A 25,685-nucleotide genomic window follows, 5' to 3' on the forward strand; every position below is an offset into this window, starting at 1 on the left:
CGCTTATACTGCGCGCCTGATGTGTACTTCTTTGAGAACAGAATGAATTATCGTGCACGCGTTACCACCGTCTATCTGCTGGGATTTTTTATTGATTTAGTCAATATGTTTATCGCCAACGTTGCTTATCCCGATATTGCGCGACGTTTTGATGCCACCGTCAGCGAGGTAGCCTGGATAAGTAATGGTTACATCTTAGGCCTGACACTGGTTATCCCCCTTAGCAGCTGGCTGGCAAGATGCGCTGGCGCTAAACGTCTTTTCCTGTTTTCCCTGCTTATTTTCATTGCTGGCACCTGTGGTGTTGGGGCGTCATCATCTATTTCTCAACTGATTGCATGGCGCTGGATACAGGGGGTTGGTGGCGGATTACTCATCCCTGTCGGTCAGGCAATGACCTATGCACTCTATCAGAGTCATGAACGTGCAAAGCTCTCTTCCGTTGTGATGCTGATTGCCCTGCTGGCTCCGGCACTGTCACCGGTAGCAGGAGGGGTTCTGGTCGACAGCCTCAGTTGGCGCTGGGTGTTTCTGGCAAGCCTGCCGTTAGCCGTTGTCGCCCTGATACTGGCCTGGGTCTGGCTCAAAACTGAGGCGCGGGAAGGATCACGCGAGCGGTTAGATCTGGTGGGTTTGCTGAGTGGCTGCGCAGCGTTAACCCTGATACTACTGGGGCTGACATATCTGGGTGAACCCAATCATCATTTTCGTGGCGCCTTGATACTGACAGGTGGCCTATTTTGTCTGGCTGGCTATGCGCGGCAGGCCCTGAAAAAAAGCAAACCCTTACTCAACTTGCACCTGATCAGAGATCCGCTTTTGCAAACCGCCATGCTGATTTATCAGTTTGTACCAGGCCTATTTACCGGTGTGAACATGCTCTGCATGCTCTATCTGCAGAATCAGCTCGGCATGCGTGCCAGCTTTGTCGGCGCGATGATGTTGCCATGGTCACTGGCGTCGTTTGCAGCGATCGGCATGACAGGGAAAAAGTTCAACATATGGGGACCTCGCCCCCTGTTTATCACGGGTTGTCTGGTTAACGCTTTCGGTATGGCTCTACTGGCTCTGACGGGCCACACTATGGATGTGATCGTTTGTGTCATAGCGTTCACGCTGATGGGTTTTGGCAGCAGCCTGTGCAGCAGCTCAGCGCAAAGTTCCGCCTTCATCCAGATAGCAGATAGCGAACTCGCTGATGCCAGCGCGCTGTGGAATATCAATCGCCAGCTCAGCTTCTGCCTTGGCGTTACCCTGCTCAATCTTCTGTTTAATCTGGTCGCCAATACCGGCATGCCCACAGAAGGGGCTTATCATCTTTGCTTTGTATTAGCAGCATGCAGCGCCGTTATTCCCGTGTTGTGCTGTTATCGGCTCAATAATCAGCGCGTACTTTATTTAGTTAATCAGGAGCAGCAATGAATCGTTATTTCAAAGAAGTGCTGGATACCCACGTATTGATCGGGGATTGGTTAGGCGACGCTGATGCGCATGCTGATATCTGTGACAAATTACTGTTACGCTTCAGCCTGACATTCTCGATGGTGACACCGGGTGGAGTCTTGCTCGATTTTGCCGCATTAAAAGCTTTTTTCAGTACTCAGCGGGGTGCCCGCCCGGGACTAAATATTGAAATCACTGATATGCAGATCATCGCTGAAAGTGAAGGGGGAGCGACGGTCACCTATAAAGAAATACAGCAATTACCCGGAGCGGAAGCAACGCGCCGTTTTTCAACAGCTGTGTTTGAAAAGAGGGATGACAGTCATGCAATCTGGCGCCATCTTCACGAGACGTCTCTGCCTTAAAATCAGGCAGAAGTGCAGAGAGCTGCTGGAAGTAACATAGCATATTGTCAGCAAGGTCCGCCTTTGAGGAGGCGGACACCTCACTTACTATGGTGATGCCACGAAAGTTTCGCTACTAAACCTGCCGGTTGGTATTTTTTGTTGCAAAGAGGGTATCGACCATAAAGTCTATGAACACACGTATTCTGGGCGAAAGGTGCTTACTGGATGGCCAGAGCAACCTGAAAGTGCCCTGATGATCCATATACTTATCCAGAACAGGTAACAGGTCGCCTGTAACCACTGCCTGACGCACCATGAAGTCAGGCAGGCATGCAATACCCAGACCCGCCAGGGCAACGTCCAACAATGCTGCCGATGTGTTACATACCATCGTTACCGGTGGGCTTAATACCTGGCTACCGGTGGGGCTGGTGAGTGGCCAGGGTTCAAGCCTGCCGGTGCTGGGAAATCTGTGATGCAGGCAGGCATGATGGCCCAGGTCAGCGGGAGAGCAGGGCACACCGGACGCGTCAAGATAGCCCGGTGAGGCCACCAGTTTCAGCTGATAGCTGCCCAGCGTGCGGGACATCAGGCGTGAATCGGTCGGCTCGCCGGTACGCATTACGACATCAAATCCCTCTTCAATCACATCTACCATGCGATCGGAAAAATCCACGTCCAGCTCGACAGCCGGATAACGACGCATAAAGGCGGTAATCACCGGCATAACCAGCATGCCAACAAGCGGCAGGCTGATGCGCAAGCGGCCTCGCGGTGTCAGCCTGGTTTCAGACAGTTCAAGCTCTGCGGCTTCAACTTCGCTCAGAATCCGACGGCATCTTTCCAGAAACATTTTGCCCTCAGCAGTCAGCCTTATACTACGGGTGCTGCGGTGAAACAGGCGGACGCCAAGGCGCTCTTCCAGCCGGGAGACACTTTTCCCTACCGTTGATGAAGAAATGCCAAGATTACGTCCGGCTTCAGAGAAACTCAGCGTTTCTGCTGCCTGGACGAAAAACGATATACCGCTGAGTGATTCCATCAAGGATGCCATTTAAGAATATTTGTCCGATATGTTTTGAACATTAGCATTATTGTCCTGAATAAGTAACACCGTCATGATGCCTGACAAACTCATTTTGACGATCCAGCCTGATGAATACCGGGCATCGTCACACAGCAGGGCACAACTATTATGACGGATTCCACTTTCGCTCAACGTCAACATACGCAACAGGCTCGCTTCCCGGTTGCAGCGCTTCTGGCGCTCGCGCTGGCGGGTTTCATCACCATTCTTACAGAGGCTTTGCCTGCGGGATTACTGCCACAGATTAGTGCTGATATGCATATTTCGGGGGCGCTTGCCGGACAGTTCGTTACGCTTTACGCAGTCGGGTCACTGTTAGCTGCCATTCCCCTGATTACCGCCACGCAGGGCGTGCGTCGGCGTCCATTATTACTGATAGCGCTGGCAGGATTCGTTGTGGCTAATACCGTCACGTCGCTCTCCGTCAACTATGTTATTACGCTGGTGGCGCGGTTTATGGCAGGCGTATCAGCCGGACTTGTCTGGGCACTGCTGGCGGGCTATGCAGCGCGTATGGTGTCAGACGAAAAGAAAGGACGGGCCATAGCCATAGCGATGGTCGGTACGCCGCTTGCGCTGTCGCTTGGTGTGCCCGCCGGAACGTTTCTTGGCAGCCTGGTCGGATGGCGCACGTGCTTTGGTATTATGAGCCTGATGGCGCTGGGGCTGATGGTATGGGTGCGCATCCGTGTGCCTGATTTTTCGGGACTGCCAGCGAGTAAACGCCTGGCGCTGGGGCAGGTCTTCACGCTTGCAGGCGTTCGCGCGGTGTTGTTAGTGGTGCTGACTTTCGTGCTGGCACACAACATCTTCTATACCTACATCGCGCCGTTTCTGGCATCCGCGAACATGGCCGAACGAACGGACCTGATATTACTGATATTTGGTGTTGCATCTTTGCTGGGTATCTGGGTTATTGGCGTACTGGTTGACAGATATCTGCGTATGCTGACGCTGATGAGTACGGCACTGTTCGCTCTGTCTGCATTTGTGCTGGGAATGATGAGTGATATTCCGGCTGCGGTTTACATGGCGGTTGCCGCCTGGGGCTTATCTTTTGGTGGCGCTGCAACATTATTCCAGACCGCCATTGCCAGAGCTGCTGGCAACGCAGCCGATGTGGCACAGTCTATGCTGGTCACGGCCTGGAATCTGGCAATAGCAGGTGGCGGTATTATCGGCGGCCTGTTGCTGGATTTAGCAGGGGCTGGCGCTTTCGCACCTGCAATTATCATCTTGTTGCTATTAGCGATGGCAGTTGTATGGACAGCAAAGCAGCATGGATTCCCCGCGAAATCAGCGTAACATTCTATAAAGCCCGCTCAGGCTCTTTGCTGCCCTTTAACCAGACCGTGAAAATATTTACTTCGGCGTGCTGACGGAAAGCGATTAAGACGTCCGCTCCTGGCGCAGAGCGACGTTGAAGCACGGTAACAGGGTCGGTTGTGAGCAAGGCGCGGGCGTCGGGTGTCAACGTTCATCCGTGAAAACCCATCCCTGATGCGTTATGAGCCAAAAAGACAAACAATCAGGTGTTTATGAAAAATTTATTGCTAACTATTATTTTGATGATTTTAGTTCCGTCAGCTTACAGTACTGAACAAGTAGAGATTATTGCTGGGCCGGAAATCGATAATTGTTGGCGTAGTAATGCTGACCGAGGGACAGCGTCAGAATGCTTACGCACCCTTAGTGATAAAAGCAATAATGATATAGACGAATGAATTTCTGAGACTGTCAGGAAGATAAAAGAGAACAATAGTGGTCCCGTTTACAACGCTCATGATACTCAACAGACCATAGGTGATGTTTTCAGTAACCTTTTCCTTGAGTCGCAAAATTCCTGGAAAGAGTATCGAAAAAATCTCTGTTCAGGCGTTGGATCGCAAATCGGGCAAGATGCTTACGACTATTGGCCCTATATCTATCAGTGCCAAATCAATCTTAATAAAAGGCATGCTGAAGAGATAAAAATGATTCATGCAGGCGAAAAGTGATCGAATTCATAAAGTCATTTCGATTACATGCTGACTGAAATTCTATACTAAGCAAACCAACAAATTCATTTAATAAGAAGATGTTGTCGTAATAGGGTGCACCTGCTTCTCATCGAAAAGAGGTTAAAGTGAGCAACGTTCGTTTTAGGCACCGCGCCTCCTGGAAGCACAATAATAAGGTCCGCTTTGAGCGATGAGTGAACTATTCCGCTTGCGCTCACTCATCGCTCTGGATAACTGTACTTCAAACAAAGGTCTTTAACTCCTCAGCATTCATGTCCGCCAGCATTGAAGCCTTTAAATGTGGGTAGTATGTAAGATATCTGCAAATCAGATTAAACCCTGCGGTATATCCCAGCCACCGTGGCAGCTTCCCGGTTCCGAAAAACCAGGCATTATGGTCGTAATCCGTGCGATGCCAGTTTTCAAGCAATAGTGGACGACAGGACGGGAGAATATCTGATGTGAGGCTTTCCCAGGGCTCAGGTTCACCGCCAAAAAGCTCAAGCGAAAAATGCCCGGCAAGCCCCTCAGAGACTATTACCTCTCCCAACGATGAGCCGTAGCCCGGTCCTGCCCACCTCGCAGCATGATGCAGTTCATGAGCAAACATTCTTTCAACTGAGTGCGCTTCATTTTTGCAGAATAGCGGATTTTCAGGATCTACAGTGATATAGACGAGGCCAGCTTCAGGACAATAACCAAGATGTCCCTTTTCCGGGATAACAAATGTCCCGGCTTTAACTACAACATCCAGTGAAGGCACTGGCATCAATCTTTTGGCTTGTTCGTAGGTATGAATCAGGCTGCTTTGAAGCCATTCACAGTGCGCGGTGAGTTTCTTCTGAGCATTTAGCATATGGAGGGTCATTTGAGACATCGCGGCACGCCTTAAAGCAATAGTCGGTATCTCTATGTTAACAGAGATAAAGTGAACCTCATGCTGTTGCCACACCATCTTGTACAGGCACCGGCAGCATCACCGACCGTGTTTATCAAAATAATTGTGTGGTTATACCGCCCGTTATCATCTTTCACTCTGCACAGTGTACAGAATGGCCATGCATGTACGAGACGGCCAGGCCCTTCTGGAGACTTTAAACATACGGTGCTGTTGGTAACGGTCTCGATTTTAGTGAAATTGACTATGATGAAGTCGAGGAGGATATGACTACCTATTATATTCTTTTCGGTATAGATACCAAAAATCAAAATTATGATGTCAAAGTTCACACTGGTTACTACTGGAAGAACAGGGGTTTATCAAAAATAAAATTAAAAATAGGCTATTTTCTTGGCGGTGACCAGTATGTATTAATTATGATGATAAAAAGCATTTTCCTAATGCCAGATTTAATGGAGAGGGTTACTTTTATTGAGTAAATATTAATTTTTCAAGCTTTTTTAGGAGATAAATGAAGCAATGATTTCGCCACCAATGTTTATTATGCATGATGTGTAAATTGCTACTGTTAAATATTTTATAGAAAAATAAGTACGTAATTATGGCTACGGATAAGTCAGCGTGATCTGTATTGGCCATTGATTACAGCATTCTAATACGGGCTGGGGACAAAAGGGGCAGAACGCAGGAATAACCGGGCAGGGAGGAGTGCCTCGCCATGATGATGCTAATCAGGTTGTCACCGGCTACGCTGTTAACCGGCGTTACCCCTGCGGAGGCTGCCTTAGAGAACAACGATGTCGCGTCGCTTCCGCATAAGGTTCGGCAGCCTCCATACGGGCGTCGCCGCGAAGACAGTAAAAGATGAGGACATGCGATAACGAGACCTTAGGGTAAATCTACAAGGGATCATCTCTGATGTGTTTCAGGTAGAGATGACCAGATTCTGATACACGGTAGTAATGCATTCCCGATGGGTTTCCGCTCGGGATGATATCTACCAGACCGGCTTTAGAAAGATTATCGACAAACCTCGCTACGTTACCAGTGCCCTCCATTTTTTTGCTCGTCATTGCCCGATCAAGATTGTACCAGGTCCAGTTTATGGACTCTCTGGAGGCCAGAAGTTTCAGGATATTCAGTTCTGTTTTATTTAGCATAGTGGTGTATCCGGGTGACTGAGAACATTGACCTCACCATTAAAGGGGTAGTCTTCAATCGTAGCGGTGTGGGTACTATTTCACAACTCATGGGCCTCGAAGTATCTACAAGCGCGCCTGTTTCCCATCCTGAATGACAATAACGCTGGCAATGATGCCATTCCTGAGTGTAATTGCTTACACCTACTTGTTGATAGGGAATTTTCTCCTGTTAATCCTGAGTTTATTGACAAGCCTTCACAAACCATAACTTATGTTTCCAACCGTTGCACTTCCTTCATGGAAAGTGGGGACGTTCTTTTAATAATCACTATGCATTCAATCACTAAAAAATATTTAACCTACCAAAGGTAGATTGTTTAGGAAATATGCATTACCTTTCCTACTAGTAGTAGCTTGTCACATAAAAGAGGAAACACGCATATGTCATTTAATCCTGTACTTTTATTGGGTGGCTCAGGTTCGATTGGTCATCAGGCTACCCGGGCACTACGTGCGATTTATCCTGATATTCCCTTCCTGATAGGCGGTCGGGATATTGGCAAAGCGCAGCGTGCAGCGGCAGAAATTGGCAACGCGCAAGCTGTCGTGCCCGATATGAACGCTGCAGACCTGGGGTTGGGAGAGAAACACGTCAGTGCGGTGGTCGTTCTCTATAAAGATCATTCACTCGGCGGATTGCGCTTCGCCCAGGCGCGGAGAATACCTCATCTGAGTATCTCATCAGGCGTCTTCGAAATTGCCCCTGAGATAGCAAGCTTCATGCATGCACCGGCTGCTTCTGCGGTGGTGCTGGGTTATGAATGGCTGGTAGGCGCCACAACGGTTCCCGCGCTCCATCTGGCGAAATCCTTCTCGCTGGTGGAAGAAATTCGTATTGGTGCGCTGGTCGATGAGCAGGATACCGGTGGCCCGGCGGTCGCCGAAGATTTCAGGTATCTGAACCACCTGATGCCTGCCGCGCTTTCGCGCCGTGATGGGAACTGGATATGGCGTGAAGGTGATGACGCAAACGCGGTTTTCCCGCAGCTTGACGGCAACAAAATTAATGCTTCCGGCTTTTCTTCAATCGACGTAGCCGGACTGGCAGCCGCGACAGGAGCGCGCAGCGTACAGTTCGACCTGGGGCAGGGGGTGAGTTCAAGTCGACGCAAAGGTGGACCATTATCAACGGAAATCATTATTGATATATCTGGCCTTGATCACCGTGGGCAGGCGTTTCGAAGCAGACATGCGGTCGTGCATCCTGGCGGTGCTGCTCCCCTGACCGGAATGGGAATAGCACTGCTTCTTGAGCGACTGATAGGGCTGGATGGGAAACCACCGATCGCGCCTGGCCTGTATTTTCCTTATCAGATTCTCGATGCGTCGCACTACCTGGCACGCCTTTCACAGGAAGGCGGTGAGGTGGTGCAACTCTCCCTTTCATAAACATTGCCTGGCAACCCCCGGCGAGGCAGCCGTCAGCCCGCCGGTACTGGCCTGCAAAGAATGAAGTGCGTCTGAAAAACTCCCGACATCTGGCGCTCTCAGAGGGCACCGAAATTCAGCGTGATGCGTTTTTTGCTCACTGGCTTTACGGTAAATTTCATAAATAAAAGAACAACCAGATTATATTTCCAGTCACACCCAGGAAACTCAGGCAATCTTATGTATGGTGTCACTGCTATTTTTTGGTGTCGTCCAGAAAAGCAGAGTATAAACAGTCTCTTTACACAACATAGGGCAGTTCGAAGTTAAAAATCCTTTCCGACACCGCTGATGCTCTGAACGGCCCCTCCTTTAACAACCATAAAGTTATACGTTCAGCTGAGCGGCTACGTCTAAAGCCAGCTTAGTAAATGCCCGGGCCGCAAAGCTCTCGTAAGCAAGCCTTCGTCGTAAAAGAACCGCTGTACGCGTCAGGCGCTCGGGTTCAAGCGCGATCGCCACCAGATTTTCCTGAGCCAGGGCGGTTCTTGCGGGCAACAGCATGGATAATGATGTCCTGCGGACAATTTCTACTACCGCCCCAAGAGCGTTAACCTCCATCTTTACCTTAGGATAAATGCGGTGTTTACGGCAGTAGCTGTCAATCTGTTCGCGGGTCGCAAATTCCCTGCTGAGTAATACGAGGGATTCGGTGTGCAGAGCCTGCAGCCCGACAGATTTTGTCCTCGCCAGTGGGTGAGCGGTATTGACGACCAGAGCAAGCGCTTCGTCCAGCAACGGTATCGCTTCGATGTCAGGGGAGTGTACTTCTTCGAATGCTATCCCCACGTCCAGCTCTCCCTCCTGCAGCAGCGCTTCGATGCTTTCCTGTGAAATTTCCCTCACGTCAAGGGTGATTTCTGGATAGCTAAGGTGAAATGCACCGACCCCGGCGCGATTGAAATGCCTCAAGCATCTTGCGGTGACGCTGCGGAAAGTTTTTAAGATGCCAGTAAAAAAATCCTTCGCTGAGAAAGGGCGCAAGTATTTTTACTGCAGTAACGGCAGGCCTGTTTCAGGCATTTCACTGAGCTCGTTAAAAGGCGCTATCGTCTCCTGCGGCATTACCCTATAGCCGATACGCATAGCAGGCATAATCAGTTCTACTGAGCGTAACGCTATGAATCACGGGGTCATCACCAGTTAAGGGCGTCAGCATCAAGGCGCTCGTCGTGATGGCCACACTGCCGGATGATTATCGCTGAGGATATGCTCGGCCATTACGTGCAGTCGCGTTCTGCAGCTCCCCCCTTCCGTCATTGCTGCTGTATCAAGCCGTTCATCTATATTGATTATGGCCGTGGTCAATCGCATACGAGGTCTCGCAAAGTTAACCACCCGGCACCCATCCGCCTTATGACTATCAGGAGAACAACATGCCAAAAGTAAAGCCTGGAAAGGGCCTCTGGTCGTATCGGCAGTAGTCGCTATGCTTAGTACTCAAGGTGTGCAAACCTGAATTTACATTCTGCTGATAAAGTAAAACGTGTACTGGCTGCAAAAATCCTTGTGGGATTGCAAGGTACGACTCAGCGCTCCAGGGAAAGCCTGTAAAAAGACGTACGCGTGTAAAGGCGTTGATTAAAGAGATTGATGCTGGTTTACACCCCAATAAAGCTTAAAGAATTAAAAAACCTTTATTCATTCGGGAGATAACGCATGAAAATAACCAGTTTTGTTTATTCCGCCTTGATTGGTATTGTCGCCAGTTGCCGTTCCATGACGCCGATGGCGGCCATCGCTGCAGCACGCATTGCCAGGCGCGACACAACAGGCCGTCTTTTGCTGCTGGACCGTCCGTTATTCAAATACGGCGCGTTAGCGATGGGTATAGGTGAGCTATTTGGTGACAAGATGAAGTCAGCGCCAGACCGCACCGTATTTTTGGGCTTGTCAGCACGCGTGGCCAGTGCAGGGATTGCGGGGGCCGCGTTGGCACCTGGCGGAAAAGAAAAAACCGGTGCAGCGATAGCTGTCTCTGCCGCTGTACCACTCGCATATGCAACGCTTGCGGCACGCAAAAAAGCCATAGCAGGGATAGGGCAAACCAGGAGTGGCCTGATTGAAGATACGCTCATTGTTGCTATCGGAGCAGCAGTGGTCTTCTTCGCAACGCGCCCAAAAAGGTTTTAAACACGCTCAGTCCTCAAAGGATGATGGCGCCAGGTAATCATAAAGGAACAAATGATTGCTTTGGGCTCGAAGCGGACCAGCTAACTCAGTCGTGGTCCGCTATGCGCCAGAAGCGGACATTACTAACATCAGGTTAAGTTGATGCGCGAAGAGCAGAGTATCATTTTTACTGGCAGCACTCGGCTGCCAGTATGTTTTTAACCAGATAACCTAAGGTTATTACCTTAACTCTGGCGGCTGAGAGCAAGCGGAAAGGATAAGCCTGCGCATCCTGCTTATAAAGGGGCAGTCTTTACAAACGAGAAATACGCCAGGTTAAGCCAGTTTTTTGCGCGGGCATAATGGGCTGCTCATCAACATTAGGCCGTCATTGCAATCTATTGACACTCTTTTTGCTTTATCATTATTTTTCATCATAGCTGGCGTGAAAATTTCAAGCTTACCGGTTATTTGATAGCGTTATTTTCCTCATAAAAGCCTGCGGGTCAGTATGCCGACTGTGATACAGGTTTGCACTACACATTGTTGCGCTATTACAACCCGCAGGCGGGACGTTTAATTGTCCAGGAGCCGCCAGATTTGGCTGGCGGATGAAATCTGTATCAGTAAGCGTCTTCTCCACCAGGGCGGAGTGATGCGTGTAGCCTGACACTTACAATGCTTGAGAAAATGGTCAGGGAAGCGCGCAGCTTGCTTGAGGAATATGCCCAGGGACCTAAAACCGCCGCTATAAGTGTTGACAGGAGCGGGAGCTAACATCTTGCATGCAGCGAGCGTGTTGTTCCTTCAGTACAGCGTGTATGGGCAAAAGAAATAATGTGAATACTATCAGCGGTGACGGACATGCCGAGGAAACTATAATGAATAATCTTTGCAAGATTAAGCATATCGACGCATCAGGGCGGGTCTGCCTTGATAGCGAGGGAATCATGCATGAAAATGGCACGACGACAGATATGCCAAAATCAGGAAAACACAGCCGTAACAGGCTTATAGGGAGTCCTTAAAATGATCCTTGATAAATACATCCCTCAATATATCTCCGTACTGAAAGGGTTTTCAGAAAGAGAAAAGATACTTGTCGCGCTCTGTAACCTTCAGAGGCACGAAGTTTGTGTAGAAAAATTCGATAAAATTTACAATGAAAACCTATCGAATGATTTCAGAGCCAGCCTGGACAGACTGGTCAATTACCTTTCTGGTGCGCACCTTGATCTGGAAAGTTTAAAAAAAATAGCAATGTGCGGGCCAGACAGTGACGATTATCAACAAATTGAGGGCAGTATTGCTCAAAATGCATTCGGTGCATTGTACTTCTTATGTAATTACATTACTTCTAAAAATGACATGGATTTACTCCAGTCTATTGATAAGTCCTTTGAGAGCATGGATGTTCTTAATTATGACAAGGGCACCCCAGAAGAAGAGGAGCAATATTTCAATGACGAAGGCCGAAACCTGGGGTTACTTATTGAAAAGATAAGGAAAAGCCCTTCAGAAACCCATGAAGATATAAAAAACCTTATGGTGTTTGCACAGGCGAAAAGCATAAGCATCCAGACTGTTCTTTCTACTGGTTTGCGGTCATGTTAATTTGTGAGGGGATATTTTTTTGAAGGCTGCTTCAGCAGCAGATTTTAATATGAGGTTAGAAAAAACTTCGATGATAAAACCAAAGGTGTGAGGAAGCGGGAAAAGAAACTCATACCTGAGGTAAAATTATTTTTTTGCCATGTATATGAAATAAATCGGTTCGTATATGAGGAAATATCAGCTCGATGGGTTTGATGATATTGCAGTAGATATTTCCGGCCTTACTTTTCCCGCCTTTGAGAACATTCTTTTTCACTACCTCTTTATCTTCAGCCTGAACTCATTGCGCGCTTCCTGAAGAACCTCAGGTCAAACCTGCGATAGTGTGCAGGTTCCGTCCGAAACGCCACGCCGTTATATCACGGTGTGCATGAACAGCAGCCGGGCCAGGTTGCCGCCCTAATCCAGATAGAAGAATCTGCCGGGCATGAGTCTGAAGGGGGCCTGGCTGTAATAACGTCATCGCAGCTTGCGAAGCAACCACGGTGAACGTGTAAGTTGCTCTGAGAAAACATATCACGTAATGCTGATTGAGTGGTCAGGTTCACTAGTCAGGATGGTCTGCGCTTTACTGACAATACGAATCAACTTATTTCTTTCTAATACCTTGATGAGTTTGGTGATCCCTTTACCACGCCGTAAACCCTGATCGGTGCCCTGATTTTTTGGGGCGATATAGTTGTTCGGTCCGTCCACAGAACACAGAACACAAAAAATAGAACCTAAGGTTCGCGAAATGACTAAGAAAGCTGGCTTTTCGCTCCGGACAAATCCTGTCAGCCATCGCCAAATCCCGTGGCAGTATTCATAGACCGGAGCGATGAAATTAACGTACATGCCAGAGGGCGTTGAGTTATGGCATTGGCAAAGGACTTTCATGGGGCGTCAGTGGCATGGCAAACGAGTGGAACGATGGCTGGGATACTAAGTTTAATGCTGGCCGGAGACGGTTTGCTGAAGTGAAGGGAGAAAAGATATGACGCCTGTTTATTTTCCAGGCATCGTTGGCGATATCGATGGTAGTTCGGACTCTGAGCTCAGCGGGAAGTATGAAGGACACAAATCATTTCAGGGAGATCGCGAAAAATGAGAAAGCAAAATCTATTTCTGCATCTGGTTGTTTTTATCGCATTAAGTATTGTGTCTGTTTTTTTGACAGCAATGGCTTTATACGTAACTGCTGAGTTATTACTCTTCTTCTTAAAGGGGAAACCTATTCATTTCACAATGGATAATATCTTACTGCTCTGCAAGATAAGCCTTAGTGTCGGAGGCTTTGTCGGGAGCGGAATGTGGTTAGGTCGGGTATTGAACTTAAAAGGATTTTAAGTTGTTGTTGGGATTAATGGTCCTGGTCTGCCGAAAGGAGTGGATGACATGGGTTAATCCCAACAGTCTCCTGCTGGTAGTATGCTACAGGACGGGGCTTCACGGATGAGCTGGCGGCAGCGCTGGTTAAAAAATCACTGGGCCAGATACCCGAAGCGCGGGAGGCATTTTGAGATGGGGATGATTGCAAGGGCACACTATTTTAGTGTCCTTGTGAGCGCAGTAACGTATGAGGGCGAAATGCCGCCGCAGAGCGCTGTAAAAATATTATCCTTTAGCTGTAACCCCTGTTCGTTTTCTTCTGGGTGCGTAATGTGCTTCCCAGTCCGCACCGGCTCCCGAACAGGGCAAACCGGATGTGGCAGTCGTCGAGAGTCACGCCGTCGGTTTTTCTATCGCAGATTAATTACGTTAAACCGCGCCTGTTGAAAGGAGGTGAAAAAATGAATTATATAATCTCAGCAGAAGAAAATACATATAACTTGGTTGACTATCTCCATGATGTATCTACAGATTACTCGTTATTTAATGAAGGTCTCAGCCTTGATGGTCTTGATCATACATTAAAATATAAAGCCAGGAATAAAGCCAGTTTTAATAAAATAAAAAATTGCCACATGCTTTCTTCAACAGGGCCAGAGTTGGTTAGCCGACAACTCAGGTCTATTCTCGAACGTGAAACAGCAACGGAAGTTGAGTTTTTTGATGCTCAAATAATGTTTGGGAACGATATTTTAGATGGTTTTAGTGTGATAAATCCTATAGTAAAGATAGATTGTTGTGACATGAATAAAAGCGAATATGAGCTGACAAACTTCGACCCAAATCATCCTAACTATCTGTTTTTATATGCAGTAATATTAGAAGATAGAGCTGATGAGTATAATATTATCAGATGCAATGAATGGCATAATTTAATCGTGATTAGTGAAAAAATAAAGTCGGCGATCTTAAAGGCTGAATTGAAGGGTATCAAATTCTATCGCGCAATTGATCTGACGTATGAAAACAGAACCATATGTGAGATAAGTTAAATATATTATGAGTTTAATTCACTGAGAAAAAATAAAATTAAGTATAGTTTTATTGTTAATGGCCGGGTAAGGCTTCCCACCGGCTCTTTATTGGTAAACCCTTATTCACCACATAAAATATCTCTCTGAAAGTGAAATTTTCACTTTCATAATAACTTCCACGGCTCCAATGCTATGGGGACTGGATGTAACAAGACAATCAGCGTAACCAGCAGAAAGAAATGCAGTTCTGTGTTTTGCCGCAACGGCTGAAGGGTACGTTTTGAGAAAACAACAAACCAGGCAGAAAAATTCACCGCATACAACAGCGAAAACAGACCGGCAACCGCTTCAATCGCTGAGCTGTTCCAGTAACGTAGCGTTGCAAGGCAGTCTTCTCAGCTTAAAAGACCAATGTTGTGCAACTTTATATACGAAAATCTCTGAAGGCTTTTTAAACTCAAAAAAATTTGAATGTTGATAATGGCGCGATGACCTCGTTGCGTTAGTTCTGTTCAGCTTTGGATGACCACTCCTGACACAGAGCGAACATTCGGTTCCCACCATTCTGTCCAAAACCATTGAGTCCCGCCTTGCGGCGCAATTCCTGCCATGTGCGCAATCTCTCACATTATTCTTCACCCGCAGAGCGCCGACAGTGAGGGTATGCCTGGCAATCGGGACGATTAAGTTTCCGGCTGCGTTCACGCACGCTTAATTTTCATGGTGACGATCGTCATAATGGGTATGACAGCAACGGGTTTCACGCGGTTGGTTCGCGGCTCGCTCAGGAGGGGATTTACACCAGCGGATACAGCGTGTAAGGCTGTTCCTGTTTACGCAATGAAAGATGGCAGATAACGGCGTTGCTGATTTTTTGCGGAGAGCCACCCCCGCAATTTGTCTTCTCAGGCTTGCGCCTTCCCCCCAAGCGTTTCAGCTCGCCTGCGTTTTTTGCGTGCGGGCAAGCTGCACCGCGCATTGCCATTCGTGCCAGCGCTGTTGCAGCCGACCGTGGCGAGCGGTATCCGGGGTAAAGGTGACATGCTCAGGCAGATACTGGCGCAACTGTTCGGTATCCACCTTTAATAACGCCTTACGCGCCAGCAGAGCAGCCCCCATTGCCGAGAGTTCCGGCACGTCGCTGCGCATGACCGGGCAGCCGAGCAGGTCGGCCTGGTACTGCATCAGCCAGTCGTTTTTGGTGGGGCCACCGTCAACCATGAGCGCCTTCAGAGCGAAATCGCCGTGCTGGCGCATAGCCACCACCACATCCGCAATCTGATAAGTAATAGACTCCAGCGCGGCCCGCACCAGATGGGCGCGTTTAACGCCGCGACTTAAGCCATGAATCAGCCCACGCGCATTTTCATCCCACCAGGGGGCACCAAGCCCGGTCAGCGCTGGCACAAAGTAGACGCCGAGCGTGGAGTCCACCGAGGCCGGTAGCGTATTCAGCGCCTGAGCGAGTTCAGCTTCCGGCAGTTCACTCAGGCCCGTGCTTTCCACCATCCACGCTACCGCATCACCGGTATGTGGAATATTGCCCTCCAGCCCGAAGACCAGGCTGTCGCCGTCGTGCCAGGCCACGGTGGTGGCAAGGGATTTCACCTCGCACTGTGCCGAGGTTACGGGGGCCATCACCGAAGAACCCGTACCATAGGTGGCTTTGACACAGCCCGCCGCACCCAGACCGTGAGCAAACAGGGCGGCATGTGAATCACCTGTCATCGCCATTACCGGTATCCCGTCCGGGATGCCTTCAAGCCCTTTGGTGTGACCAAAAAGTCCGCTGGAGGGGCGGATCTCTGGCAGCGCCTGGCGCGGGATCTGGAACAGCGCCAGCATTTCGGCATCCCAGTCAGCGGTGCTGAGGCTCAGCAACTGGGTGCGCGACGCATTGGAATAATCACAGCAAAACGCCTCGCCGCCTGTCAGGTTCCACAGCAGCCAGCTGTCGATGGTGCCAAGGCAAATTTCGCCCTGTTGAGCCAGCAGATTGCCGTGCGGGACAGATTCCAGCAGCCAGCGCATTTTGGACGCTGAAAAGAGCGGGGCGACCGGCAGGCCGGTCACCGCTTTAATCCTGTCCTCTTTTCCCTCAACACGCAGTGCGTGGCAAAAATCCGCCGTGCGCGAACACTGCCAGCTTATCGCCGGGCCTAAAGGCTGGCTGCTCGCCCGATACCAGCCCATCGCGGTTTCCCGCTGGTTACTGATGGCCAGTGCGGCAACATGTTCTGCCCCTACGCGTTCCACCACCTGGCGAATCACCGCCAGCGAGGCCGCCAGCAGCGTTTCGCCCGACTGCTCCACCCAACCTTCGCGCGGCGTCTGGATGGTTAACGCACGGGAGGCTTTCGCCACCACATGCCCGCTTGCATCCAGCGCCACGGCTTTGGCGTTGGTAGTGCCTTCATCCAGCGCGATAACAATCTCTTTCGACATGACCTTTCTCCCTGAGCCCAAACCTGCGCATTACCGGTGCAGGTAGGTGTCAACGTTGAGATAACGGGTAAAGGCTTCGTGCAGAACCTGTCCGCTGGCAGCATGGTTCATGGCGACGTGGTGCTCAAAACCATTGCGGCAAATAAAGGAGAGCAACTCTTCCAGACGAGGAACCTGGATAACGGCGCGGCAGCCGACGGTGTCGAGCGGATCGTTCACCGACTGACCTTCGCCAACGTAGGCCTTAATTTCGCCCGTCAGATCGTCGGTGCTCAGACGGAAATAGGTGAGGGAGCCTGCTTTCAGGCGACCATGTACGGCCCCGCAGGTGTTCTCTTTGCCGACGGTAGTACCGATGATATCGGCAGTGCCCATGTGCGGGGACTCCAGACTGGCCGAGGCGAAGTTGCCGCAGTGAAAGAGCACGCATTTGTCGCGATCGTCGCCGAAGTTGTTGTTCCAGTCAGCAATCGAGGCCGGGCTCATGTTGGCACTGGCCAGCGCATACATCGACAGCGCACCCATCACGTCCACTTCGCAGGCGGACGGCATCAGCTGACCGGACATCACGCTCATAATAGAGCAGACGTTAATGCCGAGGTTTTCCTGCAATGACGTCCAGCACTGAATAGCAGTGGTATCGATATCGTTGGCGGTGACCCATTCGCTGATGACCACAAACAGTTTTGCCATGGTGACCAGTTTTTCCGCCGGGATGCGGCTGGCGTCGGCGTTATCCAGCAGCAGACGCCGTTTTTCATCCACGCGGATGTCATCGTCACGCAGGGTTTTTATGCGGGTGAAGACTTCCGAAAGATCGAGTGTCTCCACGGCAATGCCTAAACGCTCCAGCAGTTTTTCACTGTAACGCACGGTGTTAAAGCCCGCCGGACGTGCGCCAATCGCACCGACACGCACGCCGCGCATGCTGCTTACCACACGGCAAACTTGCTCGAAGCGCTTGAGGTCCTGCTCAAAGATCTCACCGTTGACCGCGCAGACGTGCTGGGTCGTCAGGGTAAAAGGAATGCCGTACTGACGCAGGTTGTTGCACAGGGAGATTTTGCCGCAGAAGCTGTCGCGACGGGTCGCCAGCCCCATTTTGTCGAGATTATCCTCTTCAGCCTGGACCAGTACCGGCACGTTCAGACCAGAAAGACGCAGGGTTTCCGCAATGGCTTTCTCGTCGCCAAAGTTAGGCAGCAGCACCACCACGCCGTGGATTTCATCGCGATGTGCACGGAACAGCTCGGCGCACACTTTTGCATCCTGACGCGTCTCCACGCCCCCCAGTTCCGTTTGCGTCTCATCCAGCATAATGGTGTTGATGCCCAGACGGTCGAAGAGGGCGACAGCGTGCTCACGGGCTTCTGCCACCAGGTAGCTTGGGAAGAACCCACGGTTGCCGATAATAACCGCCATTGTCAGTTTTTGAGGAATTCGGGACATTGCAATACTCTCCAGTAAGATGTGCTTTATTGTTTTTATTGCCGGTTCAGTAAGATCTGCCGGGCATGTTTTACGACGCCAGCCGCATCAATTTCATGACGGGCGCGGGTCGAGGCGCGATCGGCGGCGATGGCATACTGTCCATCCTGAATGCCCAGTCGACGCAACGGGAGTGCGCACCCTGCTTCAGCCAGCACTTCTGCCACCAGGCTACCCACACCGCCATTCACGTTGTGCTCTTCAACGCTCACCACGGCTTTGCAGGTTTTCAGCGCGTCCAGCAGTTGTGATGTATTGCAGGGGCGAATAGACGGTACACTGATAACACTGGCCTCAATACCCTGTGCTGACAGTTGTGTGGCGGCCTCGACAATTTCATGCACCGTTGAACCCATCGCGACCAGCGCAACATCCTGACCCTGCCGCAGTACGTCAATCTGGCCTGGCGCAAAGCGGTAATGTTCGTCATGGAGTTCCGGCAGGGCTTTACCATCCAGACGGATGTAAACCGGACCCACGTGCGCCAGGGCGTAATCAATGATCTGGCGGCACTCGACCGGGCAGGAGGGGGCGTAAATTTCGATATTGCCAAAGCCGCGCAGCACGGCGATATCGTCAATGCTGTGGTGGGTACTGGCGAGCGGGCCGTAGCTGGCTCCCGCATTCAGGCCAAACAGCTTCACGTTGGTGTTGTTGTAGCAAATATCGACCTTGATCTGCTCGTTGGCGCGGGAGATCAAAAACGGTGCGGCGTTACAGGTTACCGCCACTTTGCCACCAATCGCGAGGCCAGCGGCTGCGCCGACCAGGGTCTGCTCCGCGATACCCACGTTCACCAGGCGACCGGGAAACTTCTTCATAAAGGGGGCGATTTTAGCCGTTGAGGTCGAATCTGCTACCACCGGTATCAGATCCACGCCATTTTCGACCGCATCGATAAACGCATTCACCATCACGGTGGCGAGGTGTTCGCTGTTACTCATCTTTCAGTTCCTCCAGCGCCAGTTCAACTTCTTCGCCTTTCGGCACGCGGTGGTGCCACTCGGGACGTCCCTGAATGAAGGAGACGCCCGCGCCTTTGGTGGTATGGGCAATCACCACGTGCGGTTTACCGCCAGGCTGCAACCCTTCCAGCGTCGCCACCACGTCAGCCATGTCGTTACCCTTACATTCGGTCACCTGCATACCGAAGGCGCGCCATTTCTCATCCAGCGGATCGGTGTTCATGATCTCTTTGGTTGAACCAGCCAGCTGTAAATTGTTCTTGTCATTGATAATAATCAGGTTATCAAGCTGATAATGGGCGGCGACCAGCGCGGCTTCCCAGTTACTGCCTTCAGCCAGTTCACCGTCACCGGTAATGGCAAAGACGCGACGCGTGCTGTTGCTGCGTTTTGCGGCCAGCGCAATGCCCACCGCGACAGGCAGACCGTGGCCCAGCGCCCCGGTGTTCAGTTCAATGCCGGGGGTTTTATGCTTCACCGGGTGGCCCGGCAGGTGTGAGTCGGCATGTTGATAGGTAGAGAGCCAGTCGACGGGGATGAACCCGGCTTCTGCCAGTACGCAGTAGTAGCCGCCGACCGCATGACCTTTTGACTGGATATAAATGTCACGCTCGTCGCTGTCTGCCGTGTCCGGCGAGCAGTTCAGAATGCGGAAATAGAGGGCGGTCAGGAGTTCCACCTGCGACAAATCAGCACCCGTGTGCCCACCAGCCGGGCTTTCAGCGTTCAGCACAATAATGCGCCGACGAACCGCGCGTGCTTTTTTTTCAAGCTCTTCTACAGAGAGCGAAAACGGATTCATAGTCCACCTCTTGAATGTATAATCTGTATTGAATAAATATTCAATCAGGGTGAAAAAGTGCGCCTGCAAGGGACACTGCATCAGTTATCGCAAGGTCTTAAGACAGGTTTTAATGCACTCGGAATAAATATTCACTACTGATTTATTATTCATGGTTAAAGATATGCCCAGAAAGAGGCTTTGTCTACGCCTGGTCAGCGCAAATTTGAGAGAAAGGAGAAAACGATCACATTTGGATCCTGCACGAACCTCAGCCGTGGCTTGTTATCTATTCGGCTATGAATAAAAATGACGAGAGTAGGATTAAGGGGAAATCTATGTCGAAGCAGGATGAGCAGCGTCTGCTGGTGAAAATCGCGACGCTTTACTACAACGAGAACAAAAAACAGTCCGAGATTGCCTCTCTGATGAATTTGTCTCAGTCATTTGTCTCACGCGCGCTGACCCGCTGTCAAAAAGAGGGGCTGGTAAAAATCACCGTGGTGCAGCCCACCAATATTTTTGTCTCGCTGGAAAAAGCGATTGAACAGCAGTATGGCATCCGCCAGGCGATTGTGGTGGACGTGGGTGAGAATCCCACCAGTAGCCAGATTAAACACGCTATCGGCAGCGCAGCAGCTCACTATGTTGAAACCCGCGTGCGCCCGGAGGATCTGGTCGGCATCTCTGCCTGGAGTAGCACCATTCGCTGCATGGTCGATGAAATGCATCCGCAGAACATCCGTGCTGCGGGGGTGATACAACTTCTCGGCGGAGTGGGACCAAACGGCAATGTGCAGGCCACCATCCTCACTCAACAGCTTTCTGCTCATCTGGGCTGCCCGGCCTGGCTATTGCCGTCACAAAGCATCGAACACTCGGTGGAAGAACGCACACGTCTGGTCAACAGCCCCGATGTGGCTGCGGTGGTGGCGAAATTTGCTGAGGTGGACGTGGCGATTGTCGGCATCGGGGAACTGGAACCGTCGCAGTTACTGAAAAACTCCGGCAACTACTACAACGAAGACATGCTGCAGCTGCTTTCAGAGCGTGGCGCGGTAGGGGATATTTGCCTTCACTACTACGACGCAGCCGGTAAGCCGGTGCTCAGTCATGAAGAAGATCCGGTTATTGGCATGGAGCTGGAGCAAATTCGCGCCTGTAAACAGGTGATTGCGCTGGCAGGCGGGGCCGATAAGCAGAATGCCATTCGCGGTGCCCTGCAGGGTAATTACATTGACGTGCTGATAACAGACTACCCGACGGCGCGCAGTCTGGTGAAAAGCTAACGTAACGCTGAGTACCACAACGGCATGCCGGATAAGCGAGGGGCTATCCGGCATGATGCGTGACGAGGCAGATAAAGTGTAATTAAACAAGACGGAAACTCTCGCGAAACTCCCTTTACTCTCCCCACAACGGTCTCCTTCCGGTCATTCTCTTTCTGGAAATAACGGTTTTTTCAAAAACATTCCGACACCAATTTGCTGTTGCCACCCATCATCCATCACCAGCCCCCCGGCGGGATTTTGCTAAAATCCCGGTAAATAATTTCCCTTCCATCGATACCTGCGCCTGTACGCTCTCCCGCCAGATTCACCCTATTTCACGGACCATAATCTGTTTCCGCGAAATACATAACCACAGGGAGAGGGGCGTGAAAAACGGATGGCTTTTGCTGGTTCTTTTATTGATCTGCGATGCTCATGCCGGTATCCAGCTTGCCAGCACCCGGGTGATCTACCCGGCGGGTAAGCGCGAGGTCACGCTCGCCGTCACCAGCAAAGACCCCGCTCCGCGCCTGATCCAGACCTGGCTGGATGCCGACGGAACGGAAAAAGTGCCGTTTATCATCCTGCCGCCGGTCTTCCGGCTGAACCCCGGCAAAGGCCAGTCGCTGCGCATTATGTTCACCGGCGGTGCCGTGCCCCATGACCGCGAATCAGTGTTCTGGCTGAACGTACTGGAAATCCCACCGAAGCCATCGGGCAAAGCCGACCATATCCAGCTCACCGTGCGCTCGCGCCTGAAATTGTTCTACCGCCCGGCGGGTCTGCCGGGCACCCCGAAAGAGGCTGTCACGCAACTGCGCTGGCATTTAATCCAGAACGGGCAGCAGGTCGCCCTGGAGTGCCAGAACCCGTCGGCGTTTATCGTTTCGTTTAACCATGTCGGGCTGACAGAGAAGGCGGAAAGTGAAGATGAACGCCAGAGCGGGATGTGCCCGGCAAAGGGCCAGCAGCGTTTTACCGTGCAGCCCACACCCGCGCAACTAAGAGGCGGGACGCTCTTTTTTACCACCATCGATGACTATGGCGGTCAGCACCACCATCAGGCGACCCTGAGCCGCTGAGTCGCCACGTTCTTTTTTCGTAAGGGAGGATGAAAATGAACAGCTTAAAACTGATTATTAACGTGTCAACCGTCGTGGGGTTATGCGTCCTGAGTGGGCAGGGGTGGGCAGGGTGTGAGATAATCAGCGAAAGTGCTGCGACTGCCCGTGAAGTTACGATTGGCACACTCTCGGTTCCGCCTGGTGCAACGGTCGGGACGCTGCTGAAAACGGTCGCAGTGCCAAATACGGCAATCACCTGGATTTCATGTTCAGGCCAAGCTTACTTCAGGTTCCAGTATGGCTACGGTACAGGGCGCTCGGCAATCACCGGTTCGGGGATCCCTGTTGGTGTGGTCAGTTCCGGGGTGGAGGGCATCGGAGTGAAGGTCACCGCCAATACTACAATTCCCTACGCAAAATTGCCCAGCGTGTTAGGGGCTCAGGTAGGCGGTTCGAGCGTGACCCCCTGGGCAAACGCACTTAATACCAAAATAGAATTTTACAAGACAGGGGATATCACGCCGGGCGAATTGTTATTTCCTAAAAACTTTATTGAGCTCTGGGCATCAACTTCACCGACTGACACGGGAAACGGGTTTGGCGTACTCTACAGCACCCTAAACATCTCCGGCACCCCGGATGTCAAAGTCCCCGGCTGCGTGACCCCCAGCCTGAGCGTACCGCTGGGTAAACATCCGCAATCGGAGTTCAGCGGTATCGGCTCCACCAGCGCCTCGACCGCCTTCACCTTTGCTATCAACAACTGCGACGCCGGGCTGAACGCGGTGAAATACACCTTTAAACCTGCCTCGGGCATTACCCTGGAAAACAGCGGGCTGCCCACCCAGCACCTCACCGTGAAGGGTGGCCCCGGCACCGCCAGCGGCATCGGGGTGCAGGTGCTCTACGCCAACGACACCCTGGTACCGTTTAACACCGCCGTCAGCACCACGGCAGGCAGCCACACTATCCCGATGAAGGCGCGCTATATCCAGACCGCCTCTGACATCACCAGTGGCGATGCCGATTCCGCGCTTGAATTCACCATGACCTATCAGTAAAACATATGCCGGACAGAGGAAATCTTATCCGGCATGAATATGTCATGCCGCCGGAATAATAAAGTGTAATTAATGGCAACGGGCATGTTCGCAACCATTGCCTTAATACCGGTTTTACTACAACATCCTGGTCATACACACCACTGACCATTATCAGGGTCAGGGAAAACATTCTGATACCAAAACGCGTTTCACAACGGCCCGGCCAGATATAACGCCCCGGCGGGATTTTGTTAAAATCCCGGTAAATAATTTCCCTTCCATCGATACCTGCGCCTGTACGCTCTCCCGCCAGATTCACCCTATTTCACGGACCATAATCTGTTTCCGCGAAATACATAACCACAGGGAGAGGGGCGTGAAAAACGGATGGCTTTTGCTGGTTCTTTTATTGATCTGCGATGCTCATGCCGGTATCCAGCTTGCCAGCACCCGGGTGATCTACCCGGCGGGTAAGCGCGAGGTCACGCTCGCCGTCACCAGCAAAGACCCCGCTCCGCGCCTGATCCAGACCTGGATTGAGAACGACAACGCAGACACGGCGAAAGTGCCGTTTATCATCCTGCCGCCGGTCTTCCGGCTGAACCCTGGCAAAGGCCAGTCGCTGCGCATTATGTTCACCGGTGGTGCCGTGCCCCGGGACCGGGAGTCGGTGTTCTGGCTGAACGTACTGGAAATCCCACCGAAGCCTGCGGGCAAAGCCGACCATATCCAGCTCACCGTGCGCTCGCGCCTCAAATTGTTCTACCGCCCGGCGGGGCTGCCGGGTTCCCCAAAAGAGGCTGTCACGCAACTGCGCTGGCGTCTGGTGCAGACCAGTCAGGGTTATGCCCTGGAGTGCCAAAACCCATCGGCGTTTACCGTTTCGTTTAACCACGTAGGGCTGACAAAAACGGTGAACAGTGAAGATGAACGCCAGAGCGGAATGTGCCCGGCGAAAGGCCAGCAGCGCTTTACCGTGCAGGCCAGGACCGGGCAACTGACAGGCGGCAGGCTCTTTTTTACCACCATTGATGACCACGGCGGTCAGCACCACCATCAGGCGACATGGGGGCGGTAGGCCGTCGTACATTCTTTTTCGTGAGGGAAGATGAAAATGAAAACAGTAAAGCTGCTTTGTGGCGTGTCAGCTGTCGTGGGATTATGCGTCCTGAGCGGACAGGGGTGGGCAGGGTGCAGCATCAACAGTGGCAGTAGTGCGACTGCCCGTGACGTTACCATTGACACCTTCTCTGTTCCGGCGGGCGCTGCGGTCGGGACGCTGCTGAAAAGCGTCGCAGTACAAGATACGGCACCTACTTATCTCAATTGTTCGGGCCCTGGCTATCTAAAGTACCAGTACGGCTACGATACGGGGCGCTCGGCCGTCACTGGCCCTGGTATCCCGGAAGGAGTGGTCAGTTCCGGTGTGGCGGGGATTGGCGTGAAGGTAAGAACACGTTATTTTGGGATGCCGTATGTAAAATTGCCGGATGAGCCTGGAATTTTGGCGCTAACTTCAGGAGGATCAGCATACTGGCATGGTGTGTTTGGTTTTGTAATAGAGTTTTACAAGACGGGGGATATCTCGTCAGGTGAATTGTTATTTCCAAAAAATTTTGTTGAGATTTGGATGTCAACTTCACCGACTGACACGGGAAACGGGCTCGGGGTGCTCTACAGCACCCTAAACATCTCCGACTCCCCGGATGTCAAAGTCCCCGGCTGCGTGACCCCCAGCCTGAGCGTACCGCTGGGCAAGCATCCGCAATCGGAATTCAGCGGTATCGGCTCCACCAGCGCGTCGACCGCCTTCACTTTTGCCATCAATAACTGCGATGCCGGGCTGAATGCGGTGAAATACACCTTTAAACCCGCGTCGGGCATTACCCTGGAAAACAGCGGCCTGCCCACCCAGCACATCACCGTGAAGGGTGGCCCTGGCACCGCCAGCGGCATCGGGGTGCAGGTGCTCTATGCCAACGACACCCTGGTGCCGTTCAACACCGCCGTCAGCACCACGGTAGGCAGCCACACCATCCCGATGAAGGCGCGCTATATCCAGACCGCCTCTGACATCACCAGTGGCGATGCAGATTCCGCGCTTGAATTCACCATGACCTATCAGTAATGCATTTGCCGGATAAACGAC

The 25,685-nt window shown here is 51.5% G+C and carries 22 protein-coding genes; 14 read left to right on the top strand and 8 right to left on the bottom strand.

The genetic code is table 11. The features are described 5' to 3' along the window. Window positions 1–42: 42 nt before the first annotated feature. Together M1D91_RS06350 and M1D91_RS06355 are read left to right on the top strand one after the other, a co-directional pair. On the top strand, window positions 43–1,422 hold the full coding sequence (locus tag M1D91_RS06350) for an MFS transporter (RefSeq protein WP_437433636.1): 1,380 nt from the start codon (window positions 43–45) through the stop codon (window positions 1,420–1,422). Then, window positions 1,419–1,808, top strand: coding sequence for a DUF4440 domain-containing protein (locus tag M1D91_RS06355; RefSeq protein WP_437433637.1), 390 nt, complete (start codon window positions 1,419–1,421; stop codon window positions 1,806–1,808). The genes M1D91_RS06350 and M1D91_RS06355 overlap by 4 nt, the downstream gene beginning before the upstream one ends. A gap of 115 nt (window positions 1,809–1,923) precedes the next feature. On the opposite strand, the gene M1D91_RS06360 is transcribed toward M1D91_RS06355, so the two are convergent. Beyond that, entirely contained in the window at window positions 1,924–2,832 is a 909-nt protein-coding gene (locus M1D91_RS06360; RefSeq protein WP_437433638.1) for a LysR family transcriptional regulator, read from the bottom strand. A 153-nt stretch (window positions 2,833–2,985) separates the two neighbouring features. On the opposite strand from M1D91_RS06360, the gene M1D91_RS06365 reads away from it, so the two are divergent. Both M1D91_RS06365 and M1D91_RS06370 read left to right on the top strand, forming a co-directional pair. Next, window positions 2,986–4,182, top strand: coding sequence for an MFS transporter (locus M1D91_RS06365; protein ID WP_437433639.1), 1,197 nt, complete (start codon window positions 2,986–2,988; stop codon window positions 4,180–4,182). Between the two features lie 233 nt (window positions 4,183–4,415). Continuing rightward, window positions 4,416–4,601 carry a hypothetical protein gene (locus M1D91_RS06370; RefSeq protein ID WP_437433640.1) on the top strand — a complete coding sequence of 62 codons (186 nt, stop codon included), beginning with the start codon at window positions 4,416–4,418 and terminating at the stop codon, window positions 4,599–4,601. Between the two features lie 517 nt (window positions 4,602–5,118). Here M1D91_RS06370 and M1D91_RS06375 read toward each other — a convergent pair. After that, window positions 5,119–5,754 carry a DUF2268 domain-containing putative Zn-dependent protease gene (locus M1D91_RS06375; RefSeq protein WP_437433641.1) on the bottom strand — a complete coding sequence of 212 codons (636 nt, stop codon included), beginning with the start codon at window positions 5,752–5,754 and terminating at the stop codon, window positions 5,119–5,121. Between the two features lie 287 nt (window positions 5,755–6,041). Between M1D91_RS06375 and M1D91_RS06380 the strand changes: the two genes are divergently transcribed. After that, on the top strand, window positions 6,042–6,257 hold the full coding sequence (locus M1D91_RS06380) for a hypothetical protein (protein WP_437433642.1): 216 nt from the start codon (window positions 6,042–6,044) through the stop codon (window positions 6,255–6,257). A 420-nt stretch (window positions 6,258–6,677) separates the two neighbouring features. Here the strand turns inward: M1D91_RS06380 and M1D91_RS06385 are convergent, their stop codons facing one another. Further along, window positions 6,678–6,938 (bottom strand): hypothetical protein, encoded by a 261-nt coding sequence (locus tag M1D91_RS06385; protein ID WP_437433643.1) that lies wholly within the window; start codon window positions 6,936–6,938, stop codon window positions 6,678–6,680. Window positions 6,939–7,361: 423 nt separating this feature from the next. Here M1D91_RS06385 and M1D91_RS06390 point away from each other — a divergent pair, with 423 nt between their 5' ends. Continuing rightward, window positions 7,362–8,369, top strand: coding sequence for an NAD(P)-dependent oxidoreductase (locus tag M1D91_RS06390; protein ID WP_437433644.1), 1,008 nt, complete (start codon window positions 7,362–7,364; stop codon window positions 8,367–8,369). A gap of 366 nt (window positions 8,370–8,735) precedes the next feature. Here the strand turns inward: M1D91_RS06390 and M1D91_RS06395 are convergent, their stop codons facing one another. Continuing rightward, entirely contained in the window at window positions 8,736–9,254 is a 519-nt protein-coding gene (locus M1D91_RS06395) for a LysR substrate-binding domain-containing protein (protein ID WP_457976090.1), read from the bottom strand. Between the two features lie 813 nt (window positions 9,255–10,067). Between M1D91_RS06395 and M1D91_RS06400 the strand changes: the two genes are divergently transcribed. The 3 genes from M1D91_RS06400 (at window position 10,068) to M1D91_RS06410 (ending at window position 14,497) form a co-directional block, all read left to right on the top strand. After that, window positions 10,068–10,541 carry a hypothetical protein gene (locus tag M1D91_RS06400; RefSeq protein WP_437433646.1) on the top strand — a complete coding sequence of 158 codons (474 nt, stop codon included), beginning with the start codon at window positions 10,068–10,070 and terminating at the stop codon, window positions 10,539–10,541. 1,008 nt (window positions 10,542–11,549) lie between these two features. Then, the gene (locus M1D91_RS06405) at window positions 11,550–12,134 is read left to right on the top strand and encodes a hypothetical protein (RefSeq protein WP_437433647.1); all 585 of its coding nucleotides are present in this window, start codon (window positions 11,550–11,552) and stop codon (window positions 12,132–12,134) included. Between the two features lie 1,772 nt (window positions 12,135–13,906). Continuing rightward, complete coding sequence (locus M1D91_RS06410) at window positions 13,907–14,497, top strand: imm11 family protein (RefSeq protein ID WP_437433648.1); 591 nt, start codon at window positions 13,907–13,909, stop codon at window positions 14,495–14,497. A 915-nt stretch (window positions 14,498–15,412) separates the two neighbouring features. Here M1D91_RS06410 and M1D91_RS06415 read toward each other — a convergent pair. From M1D91_RS06415 to M1D91_RS06430, 4 genes are read right to left on the bottom strand one after another with little or no spacing between them, the layout of a single operon-like run. After that, entirely contained in the window at window positions 15,413–16,924 is a 1,512-nt protein-coding gene (locus M1D91_RS06415) for an FGGY family carbohydrate kinase (RefSeq protein WP_437433649.1), read from the bottom strand. Between the two features lie 30 nt (window positions 16,925–16,954). Then, a complete protein-coding gene (locus tag M1D91_RS06420; protein WP_437433650.1) occupies window positions 16,955–18,373 on the bottom strand; it encodes an L-fucose/L-arabinose isomerase family protein in 1,419 nt (472 codons plus the stop codon). Window positions 18,374–18,408: 35 nt separating this feature from the next. Continuing rightward, window positions 18,409–19,356, bottom strand: a complete 948-nt coding sequence (locus tag M1D91_RS06425; RefSeq protein WP_437433651.1) for a transketolase family protein — start codon at window positions 19,354–19,356, stop codon at window positions 18,409–18,411. Further along, window positions 19,349–20,179, bottom strand: coding sequence for a transketolase (locus M1D91_RS06430; RefSeq protein ID WP_437433652.1), 831 nt, complete (start codon window positions 20,177–20,179; stop codon window positions 19,349–19,351). The genes M1D91_RS06425 and M1D91_RS06430 overlap by 8 nt, the downstream gene beginning before the upstream one ends. A 317-nt stretch (window positions 20,180–20,496) precedes the next feature. Here M1D91_RS06430 and M1D91_RS06435 point away from each other — a divergent pair, with 317 nt between their 5' ends. The 5 genes from M1D91_RS06435 (at window position 20,497) to M1D91_RS06455 (ending at window position 25,664) form a co-directional block, all read left to right on the top strand. After that, a complete protein-coding gene (locus M1D91_RS06435; RefSeq protein WP_437433653.1) occupies window positions 20,497–21,447 on the top strand; it encodes a sugar-binding transcriptional regulator in 951 nt (316 codons plus the stop codon). A 368-nt stretch (window positions 21,448–21,815) separates the two neighbouring features. Continuing rightward, the gene (locus M1D91_RS06440; RefSeq protein WP_457976092.1) at window positions 21,816–22,511 is read left to right on the top strand and encodes a fimbrial biogenesis chaperone; all 696 of its coding nucleotides are present in this window, start codon (window positions 21,816–21,818) and stop codon (window positions 22,509–22,511) included. A 35-nt stretch (window positions 22,512–22,546) separates the two neighbouring features. Next, window positions 22,547–23,554: a fimbrial protein gene (locus M1D91_RS06445; RefSeq protein ID WP_437434568.1), complete on the top strand. Its 1,008-nt coding sequence runs from the start codon at window positions 22,547–22,549 to the stop codon at window positions 23,552–23,554. 358 nt (window positions 23,555–23,912) lie between these two features. Next, complete coding sequence (locus M1D91_RS06450) at window positions 23,913–24,614, top strand: fimbrial biogenesis chaperone (RefSeq protein ID WP_457976094.1); 702 nt, start codon at window positions 23,913–23,915, stop codon at window positions 24,612–24,614. Window positions 24,615–24,650: 36 nt separating this feature from the next. Beyond that, entirely contained in the window at window positions 24,651–25,664 is a 1,014-nt protein-coding gene (locus M1D91_RS06455) for a fimbrial protein (RefSeq protein ID WP_437434305.1), read from the top strand. Window positions 25,665–25,685: the final 21 nt, after the last annotated feature.

Source organism: Enterobacter sp. SA197 (genome assembly GCF_054131575.1).

Bases quoted from the DNA above. Each gene is read 5' to 3' on its own strand.
- M1D91_RS06375 (WP_437433641.1), bottom strand. From the start codon at position 5,754: ATGTCTCAAATGACCCTCCATATGCTAAATGCTCAGAAGAAACTCACC.
- M1D91_RS06350 (WP_437433636.1), top strand. From the start codon at position 43: ATGAATTATCGTGCACGCGTTACCACCGTCTATCTGCTGGGATTTTTT.
- M1D91_RS06410 (WP_437433648.1), top strand. From the start codon at position 13,907: ATGAATTATATAATCTCAGCAGAAGAAAATACATATAACTTGGTTGAC.
- M1D91_RS06400 (WP_437433646.1), top strand. From the start codon at position 10,068: ATGAAAATAACCAGTTTTGTTTATTCCGCCTTGATTGGTATTGTCGCC.
- M1D91_RS06380 (WP_437433642.1), top strand. From the start codon at position 6,042: ATGACTACCTATTATATTCTTTTCGGTATAGATACCAAAAATCAAAAT.
- M1D91_RS06425 (WP_437433651.1), bottom strand. From the start codon at position 19,356: ATGAGTAACAGCGAACACCTCGCCACCGTGATGGTGAATGCGTTTATC.
- M1D91_RS06445 (WP_437434568.1), top strand. From the start codon at position 22,547: ATGAACAGCTTAAAACTGATTATTAACGTGTCAACCGTCGTGGGGTTA.
- M1D91_RS06365 (WP_437433639.1), top strand. From the start codon at position 2,986: ATGACGGATTCCACTTTCGCTCAACGTCAACATACGCAACAGGCTCGC.
- M1D91_RS06435 (WP_437433653.1), top strand. From the start codon at position 20,497: ATGTCGAAGCAGGATGAGCAGCGTCTGCTGGTGAAAATCGCGACGCTT.
- M1D91_RS06370 (WP_437433640.1), top strand. From the start codon at position 4,416: ATGAAAAATTTATTGCTAACTATTATTTTGATGATTTTAGTTCCGTCA.
- M1D91_RS06455 (WP_437434305.1), top strand. From the start codon at position 24,651: ATGAAAACAGTAAAGCTGCTTTGTGGCGTGTCAGCTGTCGTGGGATTA.
- M1D91_RS06355 (WP_437433637.1), top strand. From the start codon at position 1,419: ATGAATCGTTATTTCAAAGAAGTGCTGGATACCCACGTATTGATCGGG.
- M1D91_RS06415 (WP_437433649.1), bottom strand. From the start codon at position 16,924: ATGTCGAAAGAGATTGTTATCGCGCTGGATGAAGGCACTACCAACGCC.
- M1D91_RS06390 (WP_437433644.1), top strand. From the start codon at position 7,362: ATGTCATTTAATCCTGTACTTTTATTGGGTGGCTCAGGTTCGATTGGT.
- M1D91_RS06430 (WP_437433652.1), bottom strand. From the start codon at position 20,179: ATGAATCCGTTTTCGCTCTCTGTAGAAGAGCTTGAAAAAAAAGCACGC.
- M1D91_RS06420 (WP_437433650.1), bottom strand. From the start codon at position 18,373: ATGTCCCGAATTCCTCAAAAACTGACAATGGCGGTTATTATCGGCAAC.
- M1D91_RS06360 (WP_437433638.1), bottom strand. From the start codon at position 2,832: ATGGAATCACTCAGCGGTATATCGTTTTTCGTCCAGGCAGCAGAAACG.
- M1D91_RS06385 (WP_437433643.1), bottom strand. From the start codon at position 6,938: ATGCTAAATAAAACAGAACTGAATATCCTGAAACTTCTGGCCTCCAGA.
- M1D91_RS06405 (WP_437433647.1), top strand. From the start codon at position 11,550: ATGATCCTTGATAAATACATCCCTCAATATATCTCCGTACTGAAAGGG.